The following is a 22,144-nucleotide window of genomic DNA, read 5'->3' on the forward strand; positions in this document are numbered from 1 at the left end:
ACATAAATACGATAGCACTCTATAGTCGAAAAACATCAGCTACAATTAATCTCCCTCAAGAGCAACAATCTATAAGCAATTCAAAACCCAACCCCACACATCATAGCTATTTTGAATACATACAGCACAGTAATACATAATGAAATTTGCATAATGGTAAAGCGCGCCTATATTCATAACCTGTAGGAATCAATAATCTAAATTCAATGCCATACGTGAATCTATGGTTTGCGATAAATACAAGTGTGAAAAATAGGGAATAAATTATGAAAAAATCACATATCGCCATTGCAGTGGTGAGCATACTATCGACATCTGCCGTATCGGCGGCGACCATTTATGAGACAGATGAAACAGTATTCAATATCGGCGGCCGCGCAGAAGTTCGAGGGAATTTCTCTGATGCGAATAAAAGTGCTGGTAATAGTAGCACCTATAGTGATAGATCACGTGTCCGCTTAAGTGTCGATGGCACACAAAAAGCGTCGGACGATGTTTCCTTTTTTGGGAAATATGAATTCGAACTAACAGAGTCTGAAGATGGCGCATCAGATGATATCGGCATTAACACTCGATTCTTATATACGGGTGTTCAAACCAATCACGGTAACGTCTATTATGGCCACCAAAATAATGCCGTTACCTACTTAACCGATTGGACGGATATGGCTGAAACCTTCAGCGGCTATATCAATGAATACACGGTGTCGACTGCTGATCGAGCAAAAAATGTTTTACGTTATGAACTGACAAGCGACAACATCACCTTTCAAATTGATGGCAATTTCAATTCAGATAGTGAATCAGCACAAAGTGACGGCTTCGGTGCAGTTGTCGCCGGCAGCACTTCGATTGGGTTAGATATTGGCGTCGGTTATGCGTCAAGTGATGAAACCTATGGCGTTGGGACAGATACAGAAACTTCTGATGCCTATATTGGTGCGGTTAAGTACACCAACGATCAGGGGGTTTGGTTCGCCGCACTCTATCAATTTGGTAGTATTTCAGGTCTAGGCGTAAAAGATTCAGACTACGATTCTGCCGATGCTTACTTGGGATACTCGTTTGGTGTCAACACCGTCAACCTGACCTACAGCTACTTTGAAGCTGACGATATTGCAGATTACGACATTAACTTTATCGGTCTAGAATACGCACGTTATATTGGCGATGTGGCCTTCTTTGGTAGTTATAAGTTTAACATGTTAGACGAGGGCGAAGGTGGGCAAGGCGATAACGACGAAGATGAGCTACAGCTCGGTATGCGTTACGCGTTTTAGTCTAAACCAATCCACTTAATATTAGTAAAGCCGAGCATAATCAATGCTCGGCTTTTTAGTTTGTATAACTTATTCGTATCTAAGCGATTGAATCGAGTCCAACCGGATGCATTACTATCGATACCAACTATTCTTCAACATCGAATACAACGTTGTAGTTTTCGGTATAGGTGCAGTTTGGCTGGCGGCTACAAGTGAAGAAGCGTCGGCCTTTGTAATCGCCTTGGCTTGCCAGTTTGATGATCATTGGGCTACCACACTTCTTACAAAATCGCACTTCTTTTGATGGCTCGATTAAATCGATGTGTGCTGCCAGTAAGCTCTTCAAACGGCTCACTTGGTAGCTGTGTTTAATAGATGCACCAATCAGAGGTAAACCTGCCGATTTACACACGTGAATTAGTAGCTTTTCGCGATCGACTTTCCCTTTATTGAGCTCTTTGCCGTTATCAAGTTCGATAATAACGCGGGGCTCTAGCGTTCGCGGGTCGCAAACAACAAAGTCGAAGTAACTACGTGAGATCTTGTTGTTGGCGATAAACCAATTCTTCTTATTGTTCGTCTTAGCAGGAACAAGTACGTTCGACATGCTGACTTTAGCAAACACTTCCCCATGGTTGCCCACAGCTGATTTTAGCGCATTATAGAATGTCGCCTGTTGCGCCGACATCAACGCGCCTTTCTTCTGATAAGCGTGGTCTTTGGTGTCATCGTGTTTCACCACATACTTTTGAATAAAGTAAAAGAACACAACCAGAACAATTACAACGATAAAGATATTAGTCATTTTCCAACACAATCAAGTCTGTATAGGGATTAAGAGAGTAGCTAGCGTATGTAGAAAAGCATCACCTGGCAAGCAAAAGAGCGAGAGTTGCCAACCAGAATCACGACCTTTGAGCGCAGTGCCCAACGAGAGGTCGCTCCTTCGCTAGACACACCTCTCTTATTTTGATAATTAAATCATCAATTACACTCTAGATTGATTTAGATCAATTTACCTAGATTTGTGATCAACTAGTCTGAAAAACGTTAGGTAAATGTTAATAAGGAAATTGATATGGAACTTAAACAAGACCCAAGATGTTATACCGACGTATGTGTAGATGGTAAATGGTTCCACTATGACCACTGCGGAACCCAAGCCTACATGTTAAAGGGAGGAGCTTCGGCTGTGATTGAACTCGCTAGCGAACCAGCGACAGAAGGCGAATTGGTTGAAATGCTTCAAGGTGTCGCTAAGTAACTCATTTAGAAAATGTTGATATAGATAAACTCGACATATCGCTAAGTAAACCCCACTTCTCACTCAAATTTTGATATTAGCGATCTCAGAGTGTTCCAGAAGCCATTCTTATCTCACGAAGATCAGAATGGCTTTTTGTTTCCAGATTAGCGATTAACTTTCAGCAATGATGACTTGATTCCTACCCGACTCTTTCGCTTGATATAGTGCATCATCCGCGGCTTTGAGGTACTTCTTGTAAGTATCTTGATTGAGTTGCTCATGAACAATACCAATCGACGCTCCTATCGATGTGGTGAGGTCTAAAGAGCCGGAGTGCGTATCAATGGGTGTTTCAGAAATAGCTAAACGGATAACGTTCAACTGTTGCTCAGGATCAATGGAACCAGACAGCAACAAAACAAACTCTTCCCCACCCCATCTTGCCACTACATCGTTTGTTGATAAGATTTTCTCTAAACGCTTAGCGACTTCCACCAGCACTTGGTCACCAATATCATGGCCATAAGTGTCATTAACTTGTTTGAAGCGGTCTAAATCTAGAATAGCGAGCGTATACCCAAACGACGACAAATGATGTGGCATCGGCTGAGTTAACCGTTGCTCTAAGTAACGCCTATTGTATAAGCCTGTCAGTTCGCATCTTGTTGATTGCTTAAGTAGTTCTTTGTTGGTCTTCTGGATCGAGCGTAACCTTATCAATAGTAACGTGGCGCTTATCATCACCATGATACCCAAAGCGACGACGATTCGATTCCGTAATTGCTGCTTATCTAATGTCAGCTCACCCAACTCTTTTTCTGCGTTAAGCAGTTCGTTTTCTTGAGCTAATGATGCCGTAGCGAAATCTTGCTCGAGTAAAAAGATATCACTCTGGCGCTTATCAAATAGCAGCGCTTTATTACCCTTGTAATAGAGCTTGAAGTAGCGAAGTGCGTTCTCGCTGTCGCCTCTTGAATCATAGTATTCAGCAAGTGTTCTTAAGCCGAGGACCTTCCAGCTGCGAGTCCCCACAACATCGAACATTGCAGACGATCGCTTTAGATCAGCAAAAACAAAATTATCTCGGTTCAAACCAATGTTCGCTAAGGCTCTATTTAGGTAACACTGCCCCAATTGAAGTGTGTATTTGTCCACGCCTGGGTATCTAAGACACAAGTTTGCGACTTGTCGTGCTGACTCAAAGTTCTTTTCCGCCAACAACACATCACTCTCTGCTTTTAATAGGATGATTTTGTATCGTTCACTCACGTTATCGCCATTTAGCTTAGCCGCACTTTGATATGCTTCTCGGCCTTTGACTAAATCACCACTGCGCAGATAAGCAAAAGACTCATTCACATGCAGCACGCCGATGGTAGACGCTTCGAGTAGTCCACTCTTGTAATAGAGCTTTTTGGCTCTTTTAATCAGCTTGAGCGCTTTAGGCCAGTCTTCCAAATAGATATAAAGCAGTGCCATATTTGACACTAACTTGCTGTTGTAGATGTGATGAGGGTACTTCTTACCAAGGTCTAAACCTTTATGGAAAAAGTATTGAGCTTCAGGAAAGTCATTGCGGATGTTATTGATGACACCAGCCGTGTTATAGGCCTTAATCAACAACTCTTCATAGTGAAGCGATTCTGCGATATCTATCGCTGCTCTGATTTGGATTTCAGATTCCGCTAGCTCACCCGTACTGATGTATTCGATCGCTAATTCAACGAGAGATTGGGCCTTTAACCAACCCATATGTTCGTGTTGTGCGAGTGCTTTAATCTGCCTGACGTATTCGGAAACCGCTTTGGTATCCAACTTATGTTGCGCGAGGTTCGACAAAATCATCAATTCGTAAGCACGATAGATGGCTTTATCTTGGTCTGGGAACTTGGCTTGGAGAGCCTCAAGTTGTAGGGAAGCTAAATTAGGGTCACCACGAGATACATCGAGAATATCGATCAACGCAGATCCATATTGAGAGAGTGATAACTCTTTCTCTGGACTATAAACACTCGGGTTTTCAGGGCGAATATGCTTTAAATCGTCGTCATAAGTTGGATAGAGCAAATACAGCCCCAGCACAATACTCATCAGCACCACGAAAAGGAATGAACCTAACACATTGTTTCTATTCATTTATCAGGGCCATTATTGATTGAATTCCAATTTTATTGACGTTTTTTAAGAGCGGTCAAACATTATACCCGACAGATATACAGATTAAAATCCTGCGCACTGGTGGATCTGAATTGGGTTTTTCTCATTAATTAGAATAATCAGGTAACTTTCTTGATTTAACTCAGACAATCATCTACCTCATTGGCGTTATAGTGATTTTCCTGTTCCTACCTCCGCGGCTTCTTTTTGAACAAGCGGAAGCATAATGAGAATTAACAATGACCCAAATTAATGAACAACGTCTTGTAGAACATTTCTGCGATCTAGTGAAAATTGATAGTGAATCTCGTAACGAAAAAGCGATTGCTGAAGCTTTGGCTGAGCAACTCGGTGAACTAGGTTTTGAAGTTCACAAACTGGCGGTTCCTGAAGAAGTGTCTAATGGTTTCAACATCTACGCTCGTCTAGATGGCACTCTTCCAGGTAGCACAGTGTTCAGCTGCCACATGGACACAGTAACGCCAGGCATCGGCATTGAGCCAATCATCGAAGACGGTATCATCCGTTCAAAAGGCAACACAATTCTAGGTGGTGACGACAAGTCTGGTATCGCAGCTATCATGGAAGCGGTTCGTTGCATTAAAGCTGAAGGACAAGAGCACAAAACTATCGAGATTGCATTTACTGTATTCGAAGAAGGCGGTCTGTTCGGCTCTTTGAACTTCGATATGTCTTACATTCAATCTGAGCACGCAATCGTACTTGATACAGGCGGTCCAATTGGCACTATCGTAAACGCAGCGCCTGGCCAGCAGAAGATTGTTGCTAAAATCAAAGGTCGCCCTGCTCACGCTGGTTTAGCACCAGAAGAAGGCATCAGCGCAATTCAAGTTGCTGCAGACGCTATCACTAAGATGAACCTACTTCGTATCGATGAAGAAACGACAGCAAACGTTGGTATTGTTGAAGGTGGTCAAGCGACTAACATCGTAATGCCAGAGCTTAAAGTCGTGGCTGAAGCACGTTCTCTAAACGGCGAAAAGCTAACGGCTCAAGTTGAACATATGATCTCTACATTCCAAGAAAGTGTTAAGCAGTTCGGCGCTGAAGTAGAAATCGAATCAACTCGTGCTTACGATGCATTCGTTATTGCAGACGATCATCCGCACATTCTTTCTATCAAATCGGCGTTTGAGAAGCTTGGCGTCACAGCGAACACTAAACGCACTGGCGGCGGTAGCGATGCAAACAACTTCAACGCAAAAGGCCTGACAACAGTTAACCTTTCTACTGGTATGGCGAAAGTTCACACCACTGAAGAGTACATTGCAGTGAAAGACATGGTCGCAATCACTGAGTTTGTTGTGGCTTACGTAACGCAATAATCGAATCCATTAGTTAGGTAGTCACTTCTATCTAGCACAATGAAAAAAGCCGAGACATCATCACGATGCTCGGCTTTTTGTTGTTTAGGTGAACATAGAAGGTCGAACCTAAAACCCTCTACGCTTCCAGAATTGGCCTTCGTCTTTTGCTACTAGGTCGAATGTCTTGTCGGCGATGATGTTGCCTTTTAGCTCAACCGTCATGCGCCACTTTCCTAGCTTGTTCGTGACAGGAGCCCAGATAGTGTCACCTAAGTAGAAATCCCAGTCATTGTTACCGACATACTCCTCACCATCAAACGGTTCGAGCACTTCACCTTTGTCTGTGGTGATGTTTGGGTGATAAATGCAGTAACGGATCTTCTCACCTTTGGCTTTTTTGATATTCAGGATATAGCCAAACTCTACGTCGATTTCAGCATCAACGGTGGTGGTGAACTCTTGGATTTTTGGAAGATCTTTAGATTTTGAATCCCATGTGGAATAGATACCATAAGAAGTCATGTCGACCACAACAGAGCGCTTTGCCATTTCAATCGTTACCTTGAAGTTGTTCTATTAATTTGATTCAATTTTCCATTCAGCCAAGCTGGATAAGCACGAGGCTATTCTTGCCAGTCTTTCGCCATACGTTTAATCACCGACGGCTCAATGTCGTGAATCGTGCCATATTGCTCTCGGCACACTTCGATAATTAATTCTGCTTTATATTTGCGTGCAAGTTGGCGGTAGGCTCTCATTTCCCAATGCTTAATAAAGGTATTTGAAACAACCACATCAAGCCCTTGCTTTAAGCCGTTTTCAGCTGTGTTTTGACACCACTCATGAGCTTGTTGCAGCTGCCTAGGATCAAAATGGTACTCACCTTGCTCATTCACATAATACATATCGGCTTCGACATGCAATACATCGTAGGTTTTTGCTTTTGTTGATTTGCCAGAGCCGGGCAACCCTCGAATGAGTATTAACTTCATCTGTCACTTTACAGGCTAATTTGAAAACATGAGTTTATCGTAAATAGTAACGAGTTGCTCTGATAACTGCCTCTGCTCAGCATACGAAAACCAAGTACTTACACACGACTCAGACAATCACTGAATACAATGAGACTCCCCTCGAAGCGCGTGGATTGCTTCTGATAGAAAACACAAATAATTTACATCTATCCATTTTGCATATCGACAAGCGTATCAAACTACTATAGATTTAGATGTATAGACGTCTACATATCTAGCTTAGGGAGAAAGCTGTGCCTATTCGCATTCCAGACCAATTGCCAGCATCCGATGTTCTTCGTGAAGAAAACATCTTCGTTATGCCGTTATCAAGAGCATCGACACAGGAAATTCGTCCACTTCGAGTCTTGATCCTCAACCTAATGCCGAAGAAGATTGAAACTGAAACTCAATTTTTACGCCTACTATCGAACAGCCCATTGCAAGTGGATGTAGAGCTGCTGCGCATTGATGACCGACCAAGTAAAAACACACCGACTGAACACCTTGATAACTTCTACCGCCAATTTGAAATGGTCAAAGAAAGAAACTTTGATGGATTGATCATCACTGGTGCGCCGCTTGGCTTGGTTCAATTTGAAGATGTGATCTACTGGGATCACCTGAAAACCATCATGGAATGGGCAAACAAGCACGTTACTTCAACGCTATACGTGTGTTGGGCGGCTCAGGCTGGTTTGAAGTTATTATATGATTTGCCAAAACGCACTCGTAAAGAGAAGCTGTCTGGTGTTTATAACCACGAGATACATAACCCATACCACCCTATTTTACGTGGCTTCGACGATACATTCTTAGCTCCGCACTCTCGCTATGCGGACTTCTCTCAAGAGTACTTAGCGGAACATACTGACCTTGATGTTCTTGCAACTTCTGATGTTGCAGGCGTATACCTAGCAGCAACCAAAGATAAGCGAAACGTGTTTGTAACGGGTCACCCTGAGTACGACTCTCACACACTTCACAATGAGTACATTCGAGATTTGGGTGAAGGCATGGAGCCTGTGATACCAATCAACTACTACCCGAATAACAATCCAGACAACAAACCGGTTGCAAGCTGGCGCAGCCACGGACACTTGTTGTTCTCAAACTGGCTAAACTACTGCGTTTACCAACAAACGCCTTACGATCTGGATCATTTCAGCGAAGACAACTTTACCAAAGACGATTAAGTTCTTTCTTCCGATTCACAAACACATAAACCGTGTTCAGTATGTTGTTGATAAAACGACGAATTGGACGCGGTTTTTTTATGGTGTGTGGGTCGCATTCCATGATAGATTTACGACTTCAATGGGTTTGATTTCATATGATGGGTTGGTGTTCATAAGGAGCTTCACATGCCTGCCAAGCCATCATTTTCAAATCCGATTTCGTTGTCCCGCCCTCTTTCGTTATCAAGTGTGGTACTACTTGCCTCGCTTTCCTTGGCCGGTTGTGTCTCTGTCACTGAAGGACCGCCAAAGATTGAAAGTGATCCTATCGCGATGTCTGAATCTCGAATCGAATTAGGTTTGGGCTATATGGGACAAGGCAATATGGTGAGAGCGCGTGAAAACCTTGAGCTCGCGATTAAACACGCACCTAGCTACTACCGTGCTCGGCTTTCAATGGCGCATTACTACGAACAAGTGGGTGAAGTAGATGAAGCGAGAAGCACTTACCGCAAAGCACTCAGTCTTGATTCAAGAAATGGCAATGTATTGAACAACTACGGTACCTTCTTGTGTAAACAGGGCGAATACGAACAAGCCGATAATTACTTCAATCGCGCCATCGACCAACCCTACTACTACTTGGTGTCTGCAAGTTATGAAAACGCCGCGTTTTGCGCATTTAAGGCTGGCAATACCGACCAAGCGAAGTACTACTTCAGCAGAGCGATTGACCACGATCCAAACCGCGTAAAATCGATACTACAGTTATCAAAAATTGAAGTGAGTGACGCCGATTACAATGACGCTCGAATCCGTTTATTCAAATTCCACCAGCGTTATGGCTATCAAATTCCATCGCTTAAAATCTTGGTCGATCTCGAAAACAAAGCAGGTAACAAAGCTCTAGAGCAGAAATATCAGAGTAAGTTAGATGAGTTGCTTTCTGCTTAGGTTATATGCAAAACACAAAAAAAACGGGCTTGTTGCGTTAACAACAAGCCCGTCCGTATTTCAGCTTAATATCTTAACTAAGTGCAGCCGCTATTTTAGCGCGATCCACTCTTGTCTTTGCTCATCGTCCATAAAGGTCCATGCGATAAAGCGACTTACCTTCTGGCCTTGTGACATCTCGACGACTTTCACTTGTTTAGCTCTAAGCTTGCCAAGCTCTGAACGAACCATATCGACGTTATCTTTCTTAGAAATCAATGTCGTAAACCACAAAACTTGAGTAGCAAAAAGTTGACTCTCTCTCGCCATCTTCATAATGAAAGCGGCTTCACCACCTGGGCACCAAAGCTCGGCTTTTTGACCACCAAAGTTTAAGGTTGGTTTATCTTGCTTAGTTGATTTATCTAACTTAACTGGCTTCTTGTTCGTTTCAGGCTTGAACGACTGACCGGCTTTCTTAGCACGGTTCGCCGCTAGATTATCCAGTTTACGTTGTGACCCCTTTTCAGCCTCTTCAAGAGAGCTGTGGAATGGCGGGTTACAAATAGTGACATCGTAACGTTCATTATCCTTAATCACGCCCTTAAAGATAGATTCAGAGTCAGCTTGTAGGCGAGCGCGGATCTTACCTTTTAGATTAGGGTTGCTTTCCGCTATGAAGTTCGCTGTTTTGATGGAGACTGAATCAACATCTGTCCCTGTACAACGCCACTTATACTCTGTCGCACCAATGATTGGGTAGATACAGTTTGCACCGACACCAATATCTAATGCTTTCACAGACGCGTGGTTATAGGGTTCACCTTGGCCATCGCTATTAAGGATGTCGGCCACTCTGTGAATGTAGTCTGCACGACCAGGAATTGGCGGGCACAAGTAACCAGCAGGAATATCCCAATGTTTAACGCCATAGTGATGCGCCAACAAAGCTTTGTTGAGTAGCTTAACGGCCAATGGATCAGAGAAATTAATGGTGTCTTCGCCAACCGGATTCTTGATCAGATGCTCTTTTAGCTCAGGCAAGGCTGCAACTAGTAACTCGAAGTTATAGCGGCCAGTGTGCTGGTTTCTTGGGTGTAATCCACCTTGAGGTTTTTCAGCCGAGCGTCTTTTCTGAGCTGCGTTCTTGTTAAAAGCCGTTTTATTGAAAGAACCCTTATTCGATGATCCTTTATTGGCACCCGGTTTACCTCTGCTATCTTTTGCAAAAGGTCGCTTTGCTTTGTTATTGCCCGCGCCTTTAGGTGCACTATTCTTGCGGCTTTTATCAGATGTGTTCTTTGTAGAAATACGCTTGTCGCTGCTTGGCTTAGCTGTACTTGGCTTAACATCAGCTTGGTTGTCTTTTGTTTTTGCTGATGAAGTGCTGTTTTTCGACAGGCTTAGCGTCGTTCTATTTTGTGATTGGCTCATTGGGCTACTTCTTTAAATCTAAATACATCATGAATAAACGGGCATCCAACTCAAGTTGATGATATTCCGGTTCCATGTGACAGCATAGTTGGTAAAAGGCTTTGTCGTGCTCTTTCTCTTTGATATGCGCCAGTTCGTGTACCACCAGCATTCTTAGCAAAGGTTCTGGTGCATTTTTAAAAACACTGGCGATACGAATTTCATTCTTTGATTTGATCTTTCCACCGTGATTCTTAGCAACGTAAGAATGCAGACCTAACGCATTATTGATTAGGTGTATCTTGCCGTCGTAAATCACTTTTCTGATCGGTGGTGTTTTTTTCATGTAGCGATTTTTTATCTCAATCGCATAGTCAAACAGGGCTTTCTCGCTTTTTATTTCATGATTCTTTGGGTAGCGAGCTTCAAACCAAGGCACCAATTTACCCGACTCTACAAGTTGAGTAACAGGATCAAGAATGTGCTTAGGATAGCCTTGAATATAGCGTAAAGAAGGATGCATGCTGAAAGACCGTACAAGTTACACCACGACAATACGTTGTGGTCTTGAAAATTGAGCCGCATAGTGTAACTGATCACACTTTTCTAATCACCTAGGATTCGTTACACTTTAGCGAGATTCACCAAGAGAATGAAAAAATGAAACGTGTTGTATTGTACGTCGCAGACAAATGCCCGCACTGTAAAGATGCCCAAAGGTATTTAGACTCTAAGAAAATTGTTTACCGCCTGACGAATGCAAAGATGCAGCGTGGCCGTAAAGAATTGCAAGCAATGGGTGCTCGTTCTATCCCCGTGCTTAAAATCGGCGATCAAGTGATGGTCGGCTGGAATCAGAAAAACTTCGATAAGATGTATAACTCAAAGAACACCTAACGTGCTCTGAGCCAGTCATACTTCTATACAACAAAGCCCGAATATCCAATCTAGGATGTTCGGGCTTTGTTTATTTAAATCTTACTAAATCACACATACCGCTTAACGAAATCAATAAAGGTTCGGTCTGCTTTTGACAGATACCCTTCCTTTCTCCACGCCAAAGATAGGTTCAGTTTCACAGGGTCTTTAAATGGCACGCCTACGACATCTTCCTCGTATTCTGTCACCAAGCTAAGCAACGCGGTGATGGCAAACTCTCGCTTCACGATAGAAAGAATCATTGGCAATAAATTGGTTTCGAACGCAATGGTCATATCGAGATTGTACTTCTTACAAGTCGCATCGATAAAATCGCGGTGGAAGTAGCCCGATTTGAACATGATCAGCTCTTGAGCAAAAAATTCTTCAAAGGTGATGGATGGTTGCGTTGCCAGTGGGTGATCTTTGCCAACTACAGCTAACATTTCTGAGCTTAACAGGTGGTCAGTTTCAAGATCATCAGGCACGTTTTCATGGTTGATTACGCCAATATCGAGTTCGCCGTTTAACAGCATTTCACGAATAGATGCGGTGCCTGCATCAATCAAGGTCAACTTTAGGTTTGGGTATTGGCTTTTAAAGGCCATCACGACTTGGGGAAAAAAATAACTGCCCATCATACTTGGAGCGCCTAATCGAACCTCGCCTTTCTCTAACCCCTTTAGCTCATTCATCGCGAGTTGAGCGTCATCAAACTGCTGGGCGATTCGCTTCGCATGCTCAAACAGTACCTTTCCCTCTTCCGTTAAGGTGGCGGATTTATCTCCTCGACGGAATAGAATCAACTCAAGCGTCTGTTCTAGTTTTTTAATAGAAATGCTCAATGCGGGCTGCGCGATATGCAGCGCTTTGGCGGCCTGAGTGAAGTTACCAAACTGCGCAACAGCCAGAAAATGTCGAAGAGGTTTTGATTCAAGCATGGCGATATATTTAATATATAGAGGTGATATTTTTAATATATTTCTTTAATCACACTTGTGCTGATAACTTGTTCACAAATAGCTTACTAACTCGTGCAGGCACAACGTAAATGTTTGATAAAGGCAGTCTTCAATACAAACGCATCACCCAATCATTGGCGATTGGCTCGTTTATCATTTTCTGTAACCTTTACCTCTTTCAGCCAATCTTGCCGCACATGGCGGAGCACTTCCAAGTATCTGAAACTCAGATCAACTGGTTGTTTGCTGCTACAACACTCGGCCTTTCGATTAGCTTGGTACCTTGGGCAATTGCCTCTGAAACCTTTGGTCGTAAACCCATTATTCTGTTCAGTCTGTTCGCTATCCCATTAATAGGGTTAAGCATGGTGTTCACGACTACCTTGTTGCAACTCGTTATTGCCCGCGCATTTATGGGCATCGCTGTGGCGGCGTTTGCTGGTGTGGCGGTTGCCTATATGGTTGAGGAGTTAACACCCAAAGCCTTTGCTGTCGCGATTGGAGGTTATATTGCGGCCAACTCATTGGGTGGAATCTTCGGACGTGTATTAGGCGGCTTAATTACAGACTATTTCGATTGGCATGCAACTGTACTGTTTTTCGTTGTCGGTTCATTGCTTGGTGCACTCTTTATTGCCTATCGCCTACCTGACCAACAGAACTTCAAACCTCAAAAAGGGCTGTTCTTTCATCACAACCGCTCCGTTGTAATGCACTTAAGAAACCGTACCTTGTGGCTTGCCATGTTGATTGGTGGTGCTAACTTCGCGCTGTTTGTTAACCTGTACTCTGTAATGGGCTTTAGGCTAGTATCCGAACCTCACTCGGTACCCGTTGGTTTAGCTTCACTGATATTCCTATGTTACTTGGCCGGTACGGTAAGCTCTAAGCTCTCCAACAAATGGACACTTCGCTTTGACCCGTTAAGCGGAATATTGATGGGCGTGTGTATTAGCTTAATCGGAATGCTAATTTCTGCAGTCGACAAAGTTCCGTTCATGCTAGCAGGCTTGTTATTGATTAGTGGCGGCGCGTTCTTCGCCCATACCCTTGCCTACTCTTGGGTAAGTCAAAAAGCACCGAGCGCTAAGGCAACGGCAACCGCTCTTTACTTAGTACACTATTACATAGGCGGGAGCTTAGGTGGTTTCTTACTCTTGTATTGCTGGCAACTGTTCGGTTGGAATGGCGTGATTGCGGGCGGTTCAATCTTCTATGTCGCGATATTTGCTTGGGTCTACCAGTTGAAACAGCTACAAGTATCGGCGTCTAAACTTGCACAAGCATAAGTACGACTAAGGTTGTAACTCAATTATTGCTTTTGATTGACGTCCGTTCTGATATCCTACGCAAAATTTCATTTCGGAACCTGTTATGTCGAACACTCAAAGCACAGATCTTCAAACCATCCACGACCAAGTAAAACAGTGGTTAGACGATGTCGTTATTGGCCTAAACCTGTGTCCATTCGCAGCCAAGCCACAACGTAATAAACAGATTAAGATCTTTGTGAGTGAAGCAAATACGGAAGAAGCGTTGTTGCAAGACATCATGATGCATTTCGTAGAGTTAGATAACACGCCAGTCGCTGAATTAGAGACGACTTTAGTGGTGGTTCCTAACATGCTGCAAGACTTCTTCGACTACAACATGTTCATTGATTGGGTTGAAGCGTTGATCAAACAGCAAGATTGGGAAGGCGTTTACCAAGTGGCAACCTTCCATCCAGACTATTGCTTTGGTGGTGCAGATCCAGAAGACGATGAAAACCTAACGAACCGTTCTCCGTACCCGGTTTACCATTTGATTCGTGAAGCAAGTATGGAAAAGGTGTTAAAGCACTACCCTAACCCTGAAGCGATTCCTGATACCAACATCGCGAGAGTTGAGTCTTTAACACCAGAAGAACGCCGTAAACTGTTCCCTTACTTGTTTAGCTAATAGTTCAGTTAATCGCTAACAAGATGGTTCAAATTCCTGAGCGCTCTTGATGATATGGACGAGAAATGAACTGATCTCGTCCATTTTGTTTCGCAATGTACAGACATTCATCGGCAACTTTGATCAGCTTATCTAACGCCGACATCCTTTCCCCTTTGGTATCCCCGGTACTCAACTCAAAATGACACGCACCGATTGATATAGTGACAGGCTTTCTATCGAGTGTGATTTTCTTCATCTCTTGCAAAAGAGTCATGAACTTATCTTCAACACAACTTGGTGTTTTATTTGGATACCAAAGAATGAACTCTTCACCACCAAAACGCGCCACAAACTCACCCTCTTGAGTGTTATTGCTCAGCACGTTCGCCACTTTCTTTAAGACAACATCGCCCATTTGGTGGCCATAAGTGTCATTGACCTGTTTAAAGAAATCGATGTCGACAACGGCCAAGGTTCCCTTTCCTAAAGAGCCTTTTAATTGCTCCACTTCTGCATTCAATGTTTTGAACAAGCAACGTCTATTTGGTAAGTGTGTCAGAGGATCATACAGAGCTTGATACTCCAATTTCTCATTCAGTTCTTTTAGCTTTCTTTCTTGCTGCCTTCTAACCAGCTCCACTTCGATCCATGACGCCATTAGTCTCATCACGTCGACATCGAACTCTTTGAACTCACGATGATAGGGTGCTGGGCTTGAAAAGTTTAAGGTGCCATAAAGCTCATCATTAACGAAAATGGGAACCCCAATATAAGACTCCAAGCCAAAAGACTGGTAAGCAGGATGCTTCGCATACTTATCGTGTTTGCCACAATGCTCAATACAGATAGGACCAATCGATTTACAGGTAATTTCGCAATAGGTTGAACGATAATCAAAAGTGTCACCGCTATTGAGTTCTACCCTTTCAGGCGTAACACAATGTTCAACAACATAAGTATTGCCATCGACTTTCGATAAGATACCAATATCAAGGTTGAAGCGTTCAAGCCCCATAATAAGCAGCTGAGCGATCTGAATATCGAAGCCCTTTCGATAATCATTGGTGATTTGATACAAGCGGCGTATAACAATTTCGCTTTCACTGGCTTGGTTCATAAATGGGATTCCACTACTGCTGACATTAATGGCAACATTAATATTTCGTATATTAAGAAGAGTAAAGTGTAAAAAAACATAATAATCAATTAGTTTGTATGCAAAATACCTCATTGGTCCAATGAATAAAAGTCGCGTTCTTCCACTTTGCGTTAGCACCCCATTACTACCTTTGTTAAAATGGTCCATTAACGAAACAAAATGGATAGGAATATGAACCTTTCTCAACTAAACCAAGAAATCTACGATCACCTTTACCGCGACATTGAAGAGTTCCGCAGTACTTTTGATCTGCCGGTTGCTGCTCCTGAAACAATGGACGAAAAAGGCGATACGCTACATACCTCTCTAGCGATCGAAGAGCTAACAGAACTTGCAGAAGCTGACTCTAAAATCGAACAAGCGGACGCTATTGTAGACAGCGTTTATGTTTTGATGGGACGTTTGGTTCACCTTGGCCAATCCAAAGTAGAAGACAACCTAGCGATCAGCTACTTAATCGACTTACTGTTGAACGTTGCCAAAAACCGTTCAATTGACTTCTTACCTTGCTGGGACGAAGTACACTCAAGCAACATGAGCAAAGTATGCCGTAATGAAACAGAATACGCAGAAACAGAAGCATTCTATGCTGAGCAGAACATTAAGCTAATGGCGGTTCAAAAAGGTGAATACATCATTGCTAAATGCGCTGAAGATTTTGTATCGGAAGGTAAAACAGTTCGCCAAGGTAAAGTACTAAAATCTGTACACTACCGTCCTGCGAACCTTGAGCCTCTTACAGCTTAAGTAGAGTTAAAACTGAAGCGCTTCAAAGCATCAGTTGACTGAAATAGAAAACGCCACGTTATTGTAACGTGGCGTTTTATTATCTATTGAAGAACTCTAGCTGTTTTAATTGTAGCCTTGGTTAGAAGCCGAGCGCTATACTAGTCGAGCCATATGATAAGCCGCCACATATTCGCCATTTCTGAAAGCGAATCCTGCGGACTCTCCTTCAATCACGAAACCAAACTTCTTATACAGACTGATCGCTCTTTCGTTATCGGTATACACCGTTAACTCCATTCGCTTGATGTTAATCCAGTTATCACACAAGTCGATTGCTGTTGCGAGCAGTTGGCTACCGACACCTTTGCCTAGCACATCGTCCTTAACACCCATACCAAATGAAGCCACATGTCGTCTTCTTGGGTTCACACACACTTCCATTCCCAAGTTGCCAACAATCTCATCGTCGATCATCGCGACATACGAATACACGTTATCAGGCATATTAGAGATTCGTTTTTGCCAGCTTTCCAGAGATGGATTTGGGAGTTGCAGCGTACCGGTATAAGCATTCGTGCATTCGTAAACTTCTTTTATTCCCTTCGCATCTGACGGCTCAGACCGTCTCACTATAATACTCATCGCAACTCCTAATATTTCTTCGCTAAATATGAAACACATCCTCAATGTGCACCTAAACACACTAACAAATAGTGAATATTTAACAATAGGTTAGATGAACTTATCTTATTGGGCTTAATTGATACTGAGTAAACGCCCTCTCTCAATATCTTGCTCAAGTACCTCCGGCGTTAAATCGCCATGTCCATGGTGGTCATGATTATGGTGATGCCCATGATCGTGGCCGTGTGAATGACTTTGATGTTCATTTGATCTTTGAGCTAACTTATCTGAATCCAAATAAGTGTCAGTCAAATCAGCACAATAATCTTGAGTCCATAAGCGACGAGCGTCGTCATCACTCATGATTTGCTCAGCTTTAGGGCCCAACTTATCCATGTAGTACATCCCCAACTCCTCACCTTCTACATTGGCGTGGTTGATAAGATTCATGAAAGCAGGTTCTTGATTCTCATCTGATAGATGACCATTTTTGTAACACACGGTTAGACCAATAATGTCGTCGCCAAGTTGCTCTAATTCAGGGTTAAAATGATTGTGACTGTGATTATGTTCGGCAGCGGCGACAAGCATTGGAGTAAGTAAAACACATGCGATAGCCAGTAGCTTAATGGTATTTTTCATGGGATAGACCTTCTGTATTTTCGAATACAAAGTTGATTAGTTGGCTGACTTAGCTTCTTGTGAGCTAAGTTAAGGGGAACTTCAAGACCATTTCAGCCTGAGTACCCCTCTGTCTCACTACAAATAATCAATATGGTTGGATAACGAGGCTCGATATAACGAGCGTTCTGTAGACAAAAATCACTTATCAACTACGATTCTTGCTGGTGCGATGGTGTAAGTCATTGGCTCCACCTCCCATTCACCTTTTGCTTCCAATGCAACCGCTAGTGCTTGCGCCTCTTCACATACCTTCGCTGGTTTTCCGTCAGCCCAGTACGATGGACCCGAGGTGTAGCCGCACATCACTGAAAACGTGTGTTGGCCATTCTTTGTGGTGTATTCCGTCATAATGACACCACCTTCTCCATGCGTTATTTTTAGTGAGCCTTCATCGGCGACATGCATTGCATCGGAAGGATTCGGTTTAACATACGTTGTGTAGGTCCCGCCATCTGACATGGATTGGTTGTCATACATGGTGTAGCCTTCTTTTTCTGAAGGTAAGGTCAGTTCGTAGTTAGGATCAATATCCGCTAAACGTTCTGAGTTATTCGTCGCACCAGGTTGATAGTTGTGAGCATTGGATTGTCCGTTAGCGAAAACAGACGCTGACACTAAAGATAGAATGACGACCGCTAAAATTGATTTTTTCATAATGAACTCCAGATATTCTAAGCAAAGAAGTGGTAAGCAATAGTTTTATGATTGAGTAAGAGAATGGGTTTATTTACCTAACTTTTTAGGATGTGAGGGCAATATCAGCCCTCACTGCAAATACCCTATTTGTTGTCGGTTCCTGCTCCTTCACCAGGCTCAGTTGGACGACTTACCGACTTGCGCTCAAGGTTGTGGTGAGCACGCACTCTATCCATGTATTCTTGCTTGGTGTTCATACCTTGCTTCATTGCTTCTGGTACTTGTTCAGCTGGGATCACGATGTCACGGTCGACTGGCCACTCAGTTAACAGCTCTGGATGGTAGCCTTCTGGGTAGTACAGTTTAGGATCTAACTCTAAATCACGAATCTCTTGTTCTTGTATGTCTTCACGGCTATTTTTCGGTAATGGAATTCTAAAATCAGACCCATCTGCCATATCAAATTGTGGCGCTCGCGCATTCGGGAAATCAGGTAAAATACCTTCACGAACCCACGCATTATCTTTAGTCATGTTAACGACAATGCCATCTGGCGCACCGAAGTGGTAAGGCCCTTGCCAATGGTGGCGAACCTCTGCAACGGTTTCCTCATTAAGATATGGGTCGAATGTCATGTGCGTTGTCATGAACAAACGCGGTTGTACTTCATTCGCCACATAACCCGCCGCGTACGCTGGTGTATGGTGAGTATCAACGGTGTAACGTGCTAAGAATGGCGGCACACCTTGAATAATCGAAGACACACCAAACGTTTCGGTTTGCAGTTCAGTAATGAACAAGTCTGCGCCTTTTGCGTATTTCAAATCCAACTCTGTTGGGCGACCGTCTCCTGTCCAAACAAATGAAAGCACTCGGCCGTCATCTTGAGTCCAATTCAAGCGGTAACCAGACGCGCCATCTTTTGCGTGACTGCGTCGCCAGTGAATCACTTCCACATTGTCTTGGTCATAGATAACGCCACCGTCGTCGCGGAAATCAAACTCGTGTACCACTATGTCGTTGCCTGATGGGAACACATCAAATGCATCGGTGTGCCAGTTCAACATTTGCTGCATGCCTTCAATCATATGACGAGTGCCATATTCTGGAGTCGCACCACTCGGGCCATAAATGTTAAGCGGCTTTTCCCAGCGACCATTCCAACCACCAAATTGATACAGGTAAGGTAATGATCCGTAATGATCTACGTGCAAGTGAGTAATGAAAATATGGTCGAGTTCATTCATCGCGACACCCGCCGCTACGTAGTTCGCAATTGATCCTTCACCTAAATCAAAGACAAAGTTAGAGCCGTTACCCAGTTCTACGTATATCGAGGTGTTTGCCTGCCCCGGGCGAATCATTGGTGATGTTCCCATGAACGTGACACGCATTTCATCCGGTTGAACTTCTTCAGTGCGTGGGAACCAGTTGGCGCCCGACACCATGTGATCGCCATAAGGTGCAATGCCCTCAAACATCAGGCCTTCTTTCCAACCTGAATTGGTTTCTTTGCGATAGTCACCATTGTTTACACCGCCCATTAACACAGAAAGCACTTCTTCTTCTGAAGAGTACAAGTTCCCCTTAGGTTGAGTGCTCAGATACTCTTCAAGAGTTTCACCCTCGTGATATTCAAATTTCTCGAGTTTTTGAATATCAGAGTTAGTCTGCTTGGTGTTGTATTGCATCATTGGGTCAGCAGCAAAAGCGGTTGTCGTGATGATCATTGCTGTAGAGATGATTGATAATTTTGCGAAAGTTCTCATAGTTTCACCTATCGGTCTGAGTATTTAGTAAATGAATGAAGTTCCTTCCTCACTCCGATGCAAACAAGTTTATTAATAAACAGAACCTTGATATATAGTGTAAACTTTACTTAAAACCTCCATTTCATTTATGAGTTAATAACGACTCCACCATGATTTGGATGAGTGGCAATAAGAATAGAGGGAACTGAATTTGGACCTTAATCTACTGACGACATTTTTGGCCGTTTACAAACACAGCTCTATCACCGTGGCATCAGAGCAGCTCGATATTTCTCAACCCGCGGTAAGCGCGGCGATTAAGAGACTCGAAGGTGTCGTGGGCAAGGCTTTATTTGTGAGAGAAGGACGAGGTATCGCGCCCACTGGAGCAGCGGTATCACTCGCTAATAAGATAGAAGACCCATTGAACATCATTGGAACGGTTGAGCAGCAAAAGAATGACCTTAAAGTCTATTGCACAGAGAGCTTGCTTCATTTCGTTAGCCAGGTTGAAGGCGTAAGCTTTACGGAAGCGCCACTCGAAGAGGAAGAACTGTTTGATGCGCTTACTGCACAAAAAGTAGATATCGTCATTGATGTACTTTCGAGTAAGAAACACTCATTGATTGAAGAAACCATCGTCGATGAGGAGCCCGTGTGTCTGACTCGAATCAACCACCCTCGAATTGGTGAGACACTAAGTAAAGAAGAGTATTTCCAAGAGGAACATATTGCGCTCAAGATCAAACGCGCCAACATGAACACGGTCGAGTTTTTATCAGAGAGCGATATCGAGCCGAGAAAAGTCAGAATTGAAACCAGCTCAATTTCAAGCATGCTGATTTTGGCAAGCACGACAGATTATATCGCCGCTTCTACTCGCTCTTTTGCAGAAATGCTTGCACCAGCGCTTGGCTTACGCGTTCACCCTATCCCCATCAAATTAAGACCGATCACGTTTCGAATGCTCTATCACCGCCGCTACGCTAAAGACGAACAGCACATCAAAACCCGTGAAGCAATCAAATCAGCATTAAGGAAACATAAATGAAACTGAGGTTTTAACTAAAGTTAACCCTATTAATATAAATTCAGTTTAATCACATACTCTCCAGCAAGTTAATTCAATAGAACGACACTGGAGAATCCATGAAAAAACTTAACCTTATTGCTCTACCACTTACGTTACTCAGCAGCGCAGCGTTTGCGACTTCGACTCAAGTTTACATCGAACAAAACGTTGCCTCTAATGCTGCTGATAACGGTGTCTACACCACAGAAGCTGGCGCATTAATCGATACCTCAGAAAATGGACAAGTCTATATAGGTTTTGATGACCAAGGTTGGTTAGCAGCGGGTTACGGCCACGACTTTCACATCAGCGAGTCCTTCACGTTCAACCTATACGGTGAACTCGGTAAATGGGACAACGGTGAAGAGTTATTAATCGAAGGTATTATTGATTACCAAGTCAATGATAACTTCAATGTATTCAGTGGATTGGGATATAACCAGTCAGGGCAAGTACTCGAGAATGTAAGCGACACCACGATCAACACTAATAAGTTCATCGCCGGTGCGGGGTACTCACTCTCAGGCTGGGATTTAGCTTACCAATACACTCACGAAAACAGTGATGGATCCAATGGCGGGTTTACCCACAACGATGACAACGTAATCTTTCATCAAGGCGACTACCGTACCAATGAGCACGAAGTCGTTCTCTCTAAAAGCATCGACGACTGGACACCCTACGTGAAATACACCTACTTCAATACCAACGAAGGTGACCTTTACTTGAACGGCCAATCGATGGGCCCGATCGACAACGACAATATCATTACGCTTGGTTTGTCTTACGACTTCTAAACATCTCAGATTCAATTCTCATAGGCAGATGGATTTGCCCACCTTTCGAGGGCACTACTATGAAAATGACTCCTCAACGCAACAAAGCCATTAATATCGCTGCAGCGATCAGTATCGTTTTGTTTTCTGCGATTCCCACCTACGTAAGTGCTGATCACTTAGACCCCCATTATCTAGAGCCGAGTTATCTAGAAACCAGCTATCTAGACTCCTCCTCCGTCGAATTTATGACACCAGATTTTGATCAGGGGTATCTTAACGATGAGATTAAAGAAAACCTTATTCTGAAATAATTCGTCAACACATTACAAAACGTTATATAGCTCTTGTTTTCTATATAACTCTCATCTTCTTATAGA

24 protein-coding genes are annotated in these 22,144 nt (G+C 43.3%); 12 read left to right on the top strand and 12 right to left on the bottom strand.

Annotated features, from left to right (window positions below; genetic code table 11):
* The first annotated feature begins 266 nt into the window (after positions 1–266).
* Entirely contained in the window at positions 267–1,280 is a 1,014-nt protein-coding gene (locus LMH68_RS01110) for a porin (RefSeq protein WP_229647281.1), read from the top strand.
* 127 nt (positions 1,281–1,407) lie between these two features.
* Here LMH68_RS01110 and LMH68_RS01115 read toward each other — a convergent pair whose 3' ends face one another.
* Positions 1,408–2,067, bottom strand: a complete 660-nt coding sequence (locus LMH68_RS01115; protein ID WP_229647280.1) for a DUF2726 domain-containing protein — start codon at positions 2,065–2,067, stop codon at positions 1,408–1,410.
* 273 nt (positions 2,068–2,340) lie between these two features.
* Here LMH68_RS01115 and LMH68_RS01120 point away from each other — a divergent pair, with 273 nt between their 5' ends.
* The gene (locus tag LMH68_RS01120) at positions 2,341–2,526 is read left to right on the top strand and encodes a hypothetical protein (protein WP_017059179.1); all 186 of its coding nucleotides are present in this window, start codon (positions 2,341–2,343) and stop codon (positions 2,524–2,526) included.
* A 153-nt stretch (positions 2,527–2,679) separates the two neighbouring features.
* Here LMH68_RS01120 and LMH68_RS01125 read toward each other — a convergent pair whose 3' ends face one another.
* Positions 2,680–4,644, bottom strand: a complete 1,965-nt coding sequence (locus LMH68_RS01125; protein ID WP_229647279.1) for a GGDEF domain-containing protein — start codon at positions 4,642–4,644, stop codon at positions 2,680–2,682.
* A gap of 260 nt (positions 4,645–4,904) precedes the next feature.
* Between LMH68_RS01125 and LMH68_RS01130 the strand changes: the two genes are divergently transcribed.
* The gene (locus tag LMH68_RS01130; protein WP_229647278.1) at positions 4,905–6,011 is read left to right on the top strand and encodes a M20/M25/M40 family metallo-hydrolase; all 1,107 of its coding nucleotides are present in this window, start codon (positions 4,905–4,907) and stop codon (positions 6,009–6,011) included.
* Between the two features lie 108 nt (positions 6,012–6,119).
* On the opposite strand, the gene LMH68_RS01135 is transcribed toward LMH68_RS01130, so the two are convergent.
* Together LMH68_RS01135 and LMH68_RS01140 are read right to left on the bottom strand one after the other, a co-directional pair.
* Positions 6,120–6,542 (bottom strand): DUF3859 domain-containing protein, encoded by a 423-nt coding sequence (locus LMH68_RS01135; RefSeq protein ID WP_229647277.1) that lies wholly within the window; start codon positions 6,540–6,542, stop codon positions 6,120–6,122.
* 74 nt (positions 6,543–6,616) lie between these two features.
* Positions 6,617–6,985, bottom strand: a complete 369-nt coding sequence (locus LMH68_RS01140) for an ATP-binding protein (protein WP_017070899.1) — start codon at positions 6,983–6,985, stop codon at positions 6,617–6,619.
* 275 nt (positions 6,986–7,260) lie between these two features.
* Between LMH68_RS01140 and metA the strand changes: the two genes are divergently transcribed.
* The gene (metA, locus tag LMH68_RS01145) at positions 7,261–8,202 is read left to right on the top strand and encodes a homoserine O-acetyltransferase MetA (protein WP_017066439.1); all 942 of its coding nucleotides are present in this window, start codon (positions 7,261–7,263) and stop codon (positions 8,200–8,202) included.
* A gap of 168 nt (positions 8,203–8,370) precedes the next feature.
* A complete protein-coding gene (gene pilW / locus LMH68_RS01150; protein ID WP_017065536.1) occupies positions 8,371–9,138 on the top strand; it encodes a type IV pilus biogenesis/stability protein PilW in 768 nt (255 codons plus the stop codon).
* A gap of 90 nt (positions 9,139–9,228) precedes the next feature.
* On the opposite strand, the gene rlmF is transcribed toward pilW, so the two are convergent.
* Both rlmF and LMH68_RS01160 read right to left on the bottom strand, forming a co-directional pair.
* Positions 9,229–10,551: a 23S rRNA (adenine(1618)-N(6))-methyltransferase RlmF gene (gene rlmF / locus LMH68_RS01155; protein ID WP_229647276.1), complete on the bottom strand. Its 1,323-nt coding sequence runs from the start codon at positions 10,549–10,551 to the stop codon at positions 9,229–9,231.
* Positions 10,552–10,555: 4 nt separating this feature from the next.
* Complete coding sequence (locus LMH68_RS01160; protein ID WP_229647275.1) at positions 10,556–11,053, bottom strand: YgjP-like metallopeptidase domain-containing protein; 498 nt, start codon at positions 11,051–11,053, stop codon at positions 10,556–10,558.
* A 137-nt stretch (positions 11,054–11,190) separates the two neighbouring features.
* Here LMH68_RS01160 and LMH68_RS01165 point away from each other — a divergent pair, with 137 nt between their 5' ends.
* Complete coding sequence (locus tag LMH68_RS01165; protein ID WP_016786183.1) at positions 11,191–11,427, top strand: glutaredoxin family protein; 237 nt, start codon at positions 11,191–11,193, stop codon at positions 11,425–11,427.
* 89 nt (positions 11,428–11,516) lie between these two features.
* Here LMH68_RS01165 and LMH68_RS01170 read toward each other — a convergent pair whose 3' ends face one another.
* Positions 11,517–12,389, bottom strand: coding sequence for a LysR family transcriptional regulator (locus tag LMH68_RS01170; protein WP_229647274.1), 873 nt, complete (start codon positions 12,387–12,389; stop codon positions 11,517–11,519).
* Positions 12,390–12,499: 110 nt separating this feature from the next.
* Between LMH68_RS01170 and LMH68_RS01175 the strand changes: the two genes are divergently transcribed.
* Together LMH68_RS01175 and LMH68_RS01180 are read left to right on the top strand one after the other, a co-directional pair.
* A complete protein-coding gene (locus LMH68_RS01175) occupies positions 12,500–13,699 on the top strand; it encodes an MFS transporter (RefSeq protein WP_017070902.1) in 1,200 nt (399 codons plus the stop codon).
* An 85-nt stretch (positions 13,700–13,784) separates the two neighbouring features.
* Complete coding sequence (locus tag LMH68_RS01180; protein WP_229647273.1) at positions 13,785–14,351, top strand: DUF1415 domain-containing protein; 567 nt, start codon at positions 13,785–13,787, stop codon at positions 14,349–14,351.
* A 28-nt stretch (positions 14,352–14,379) separates the two neighbouring features.
* On the opposite strand, the gene LMH68_RS01185 is transcribed toward LMH68_RS01180, so the two are convergent.
* Positions 14,380–15,450, bottom strand: coding sequence for a diguanylate cyclase domain-containing protein (locus tag LMH68_RS01185; protein WP_229647272.1), 1,071 nt, complete (start codon positions 15,448–15,450; stop codon positions 14,380–14,382).
* Between the two features lie 213 nt (positions 15,451–15,663).
* On the opposite strand from LMH68_RS01185, the gene LMH68_RS01190 reads away from it, so the two are divergent.
* Complete coding sequence (locus LMH68_RS01190) at positions 15,664–16,239, top strand: nucleoside triphosphate pyrophosphohydrolase family protein (RefSeq protein ID WP_008217561.1); 576 nt, start codon at positions 15,664–15,666, stop codon at positions 16,237–16,239.
* Between the two features lie 135 nt (positions 16,240–16,374).
* Here LMH68_RS01190 and LMH68_RS01195 read toward each other — a convergent pair whose 3' ends face one another.
* The 4 genes from LMH68_RS01195 to gntH form a co-directional block, all read right to left on the bottom strand.
* Complete coding sequence (locus LMH68_RS01195; protein WP_017068284.1) at positions 16,375–16,863, bottom strand: GNAT family N-acetyltransferase; 489 nt, start codon at positions 16,861–16,863, stop codon at positions 16,375–16,377.
* Positions 16,864–16,977: 114 nt separating this feature from the next.
* Positions 16,978–17,487: a hypothetical protein gene (locus LMH68_RS01200; protein ID WP_102511367.1), complete on the bottom strand. Its 510-nt coding sequence runs from the start codon at positions 17,485–17,487 to the stop codon at positions 16,978–16,980.
* Between the two features lie 180 nt (positions 17,488–17,667).
* Complete coding sequence (locus LMH68_RS01205) at positions 17,668–18,183, bottom strand: hypothetical protein (RefSeq protein ID WP_229647271.1); 516 nt, start codon at positions 18,181–18,183, stop codon at positions 17,668–17,670.
* 125 nt (positions 18,184–18,308) lie between these two features.
* On the bottom strand, positions 18,309–19,934 hold the full coding sequence (gntH, locus tag LMH68_RS01210; protein ID WP_017068281.1) for a guanitoxin biosynthesis MBL fold metallo-hydrolase GntH: 1,626 nt from the start codon (positions 19,932–19,934) through the stop codon (positions 18,309–18,311).
* Between the two features lie 193 nt (positions 19,935–20,127).
* Between gntH and LMH68_RS01215 the strand changes: the two genes are divergently transcribed.
* The 3 genes from LMH68_RS01215 to LMH68_RS01225 all read left to right on the top strand — a co-directional run bounded on the left by LMH68_RS01215 (position 20,128) and on the right by LMH68_RS01225 (position 22,078).
* Positions 20,128–20,967: a LysR family transcriptional regulator gene (locus LMH68_RS01215; protein WP_017068280.1), complete on the top strand. Its 840-nt coding sequence runs from the start codon at positions 20,128–20,130 to the stop codon at positions 20,965–20,967.
* A gap of 98 nt (positions 20,968–21,065) precedes the next feature.
* Complete coding sequence (locus tag LMH68_RS01220) at positions 21,066–21,785, top strand: hypothetical protein (protein WP_229647270.1); 720 nt, start codon at positions 21,066–21,068, stop codon at positions 21,783–21,785.
* Positions 21,786–21,844: 59 nt separating this feature from the next.
* On the top strand, positions 21,845–22,078 hold the full coding sequence (locus tag LMH68_RS01225) for a hypothetical protein (RefSeq protein ID WP_171733535.1): 234 nt from the start codon (positions 21,845–21,847) through the stop codon (positions 22,076–22,078).
* The last annotated feature ends 66 nt before the right edge of the window (positions 22,079–22,144 follow it).

This window comes from Vibrio sp. F13, assembly GCF_020806305.2.
GTDB lineage: Bacteria > Pseudomonadota > Gammaproteobacteria > Enterobacterales > Vibrionaceae > Vibrio > Vibrio crassostreae_C.

Excerpts from the sequence above, each read along its gene's own strand:
- LMH68_RS01110 (WP_229647281.1), top strand. The coding sequence starts at position 267 with ATGAAAAAATCACATATCGCCATTGCAGTGGTGAGCATACTATCGACA.
- LMH68_RS01115 (WP_229647280.1), bottom strand. The coding sequence starts at position 2,067 with ATGACTAATATCTTTATCGTTGTAATTGTTCTGGTTGTGTTCTTTTAC.
- LMH68_RS01120 (WP_017059179.1), top strand. The coding sequence starts at position 2,341 with ATGGAACTTAAACAAGACCCAAGATGTTATACCGACGTATGTGTAGAT.
- LMH68_RS01125 (WP_229647279.1), bottom strand. The coding sequence starts at position 4,644 with ATGAATAGAAACAATGTGTTAGGTTCATTCCTTTTCGTGGTGCTGATG.
- LMH68_RS01130 (WP_229647278.1), top strand. The coding sequence starts at position 4,905 with ATGACCCAAATTAATGAACAACGTCTTGTAGAACATTTCTGCGATCTA.
- LMH68_RS01135 (WP_229647277.1), bottom strand. The coding sequence starts at position 6,542 with ATGGCAAAGCGCTCTGTTGTGGTCGACATGACTTCTTATGGTATCTAT.
- LMH68_RS01140 (WP_017070899.1), bottom strand. The coding sequence starts at position 6,985 with ATGAAGTTAATACTCATTCGAGGGTTGCCCGGCTCTGGCAAATCAACA.
- pilW (WP_017065536.1), top strand. The coding sequence starts at position 8,371 with ATGCCTGCCAAGCCATCATTTTCAAATCCGATTTCGTTGTCCCGCCCT.
- rlmF (WP_229647276.1), bottom strand. The coding sequence starts at position 10,551 with ATGAGCCAATCACAAAATAGAACGACGCTAAGCCTGTCGAAAAACAGC.
- LMH68_RS01160 (WP_229647275.1), bottom strand. The coding sequence starts at position 11,053 with ATGCATCCTTCTTTACGCTATATTCAAGGCTATCCTAAGCACATTCTT.
- LMH68_RS01165 (WP_016786183.1), top strand. The coding sequence starts at position 11,191 with ATGAAACGTGTTGTATTGTACGTCGCAGACAAATGCCCGCACTGTAAA.
- LMH68_RS01170 (WP_229647274.1), bottom strand. The coding sequence starts at position 12,389 with ATGCTTGAATCAAAACCTCTTCGACATTTTCTGGCTGTTGCGCAGTTT.
- LMH68_RS01175 (WP_017070902.1), top strand. The coding sequence starts at position 12,500 with ATGTTTGATAAAGGCAGTCTTCAATACAAACGCATCACCCAATCATTG.
- LMH68_RS01180 (WP_229647273.1), top strand. The coding sequence starts at position 13,785 with ATGTCGAACACTCAAAGCACAGATCTTCAAACCATCCACGACCAAGTA.
- LMH68_RS01185 (WP_229647272.1), bottom strand. The coding sequence starts at position 15,450 with ATGAACCAAGCCAGTGAAAGCGAAATTGTTATACGCCGCTTGTATCAA.
- LMH68_RS01190 (WP_008217561.1), top strand. The coding sequence starts at position 15,664 with ATGAACCTTTCTCAACTAAACCAAGAAATCTACGATCACCTTTACCGC.
- LMH68_RS01195 (WP_017068284.1), bottom strand. The coding sequence starts at position 16,863 with ATGAGTATTATAGTGAGACGGTCTGAGCCGTCAGATGCGAAGGGAATA.
- LMH68_RS01200 (WP_102511367.1), bottom strand. The coding sequence starts at position 17,487 with ATGAAAAATACCATTAAGCTACTGGCTATCGCATGTGTTTTACTTACT.
- LMH68_RS01205 (WP_229647271.1), bottom strand. The coding sequence starts at position 18,183 with ATGAAAAAATCAATTTTAGCGGTCGTCATTCTATCTTTAGTGTCAGCG.
- gntH (WP_017068281.1), bottom strand. The coding sequence starts at position 19,934 with ATGAGAACTTTCGCAAAATTATCAATCATCTCTACAGCAATGATCATC.
- LMH68_RS01220 (WP_229647270.1), top strand. The coding sequence starts at position 21,066 with ATGAAAAAACTTAACCTTATTGCTCTACCACTTACGTTACTCAGCAGC.
- LMH68_RS01225 (WP_171733535.1), top strand. The coding sequence starts at position 21,845 with ATGAAAATGACTCCTCAACGCAACAAAGCCATTAATATCGCTGCAGCG.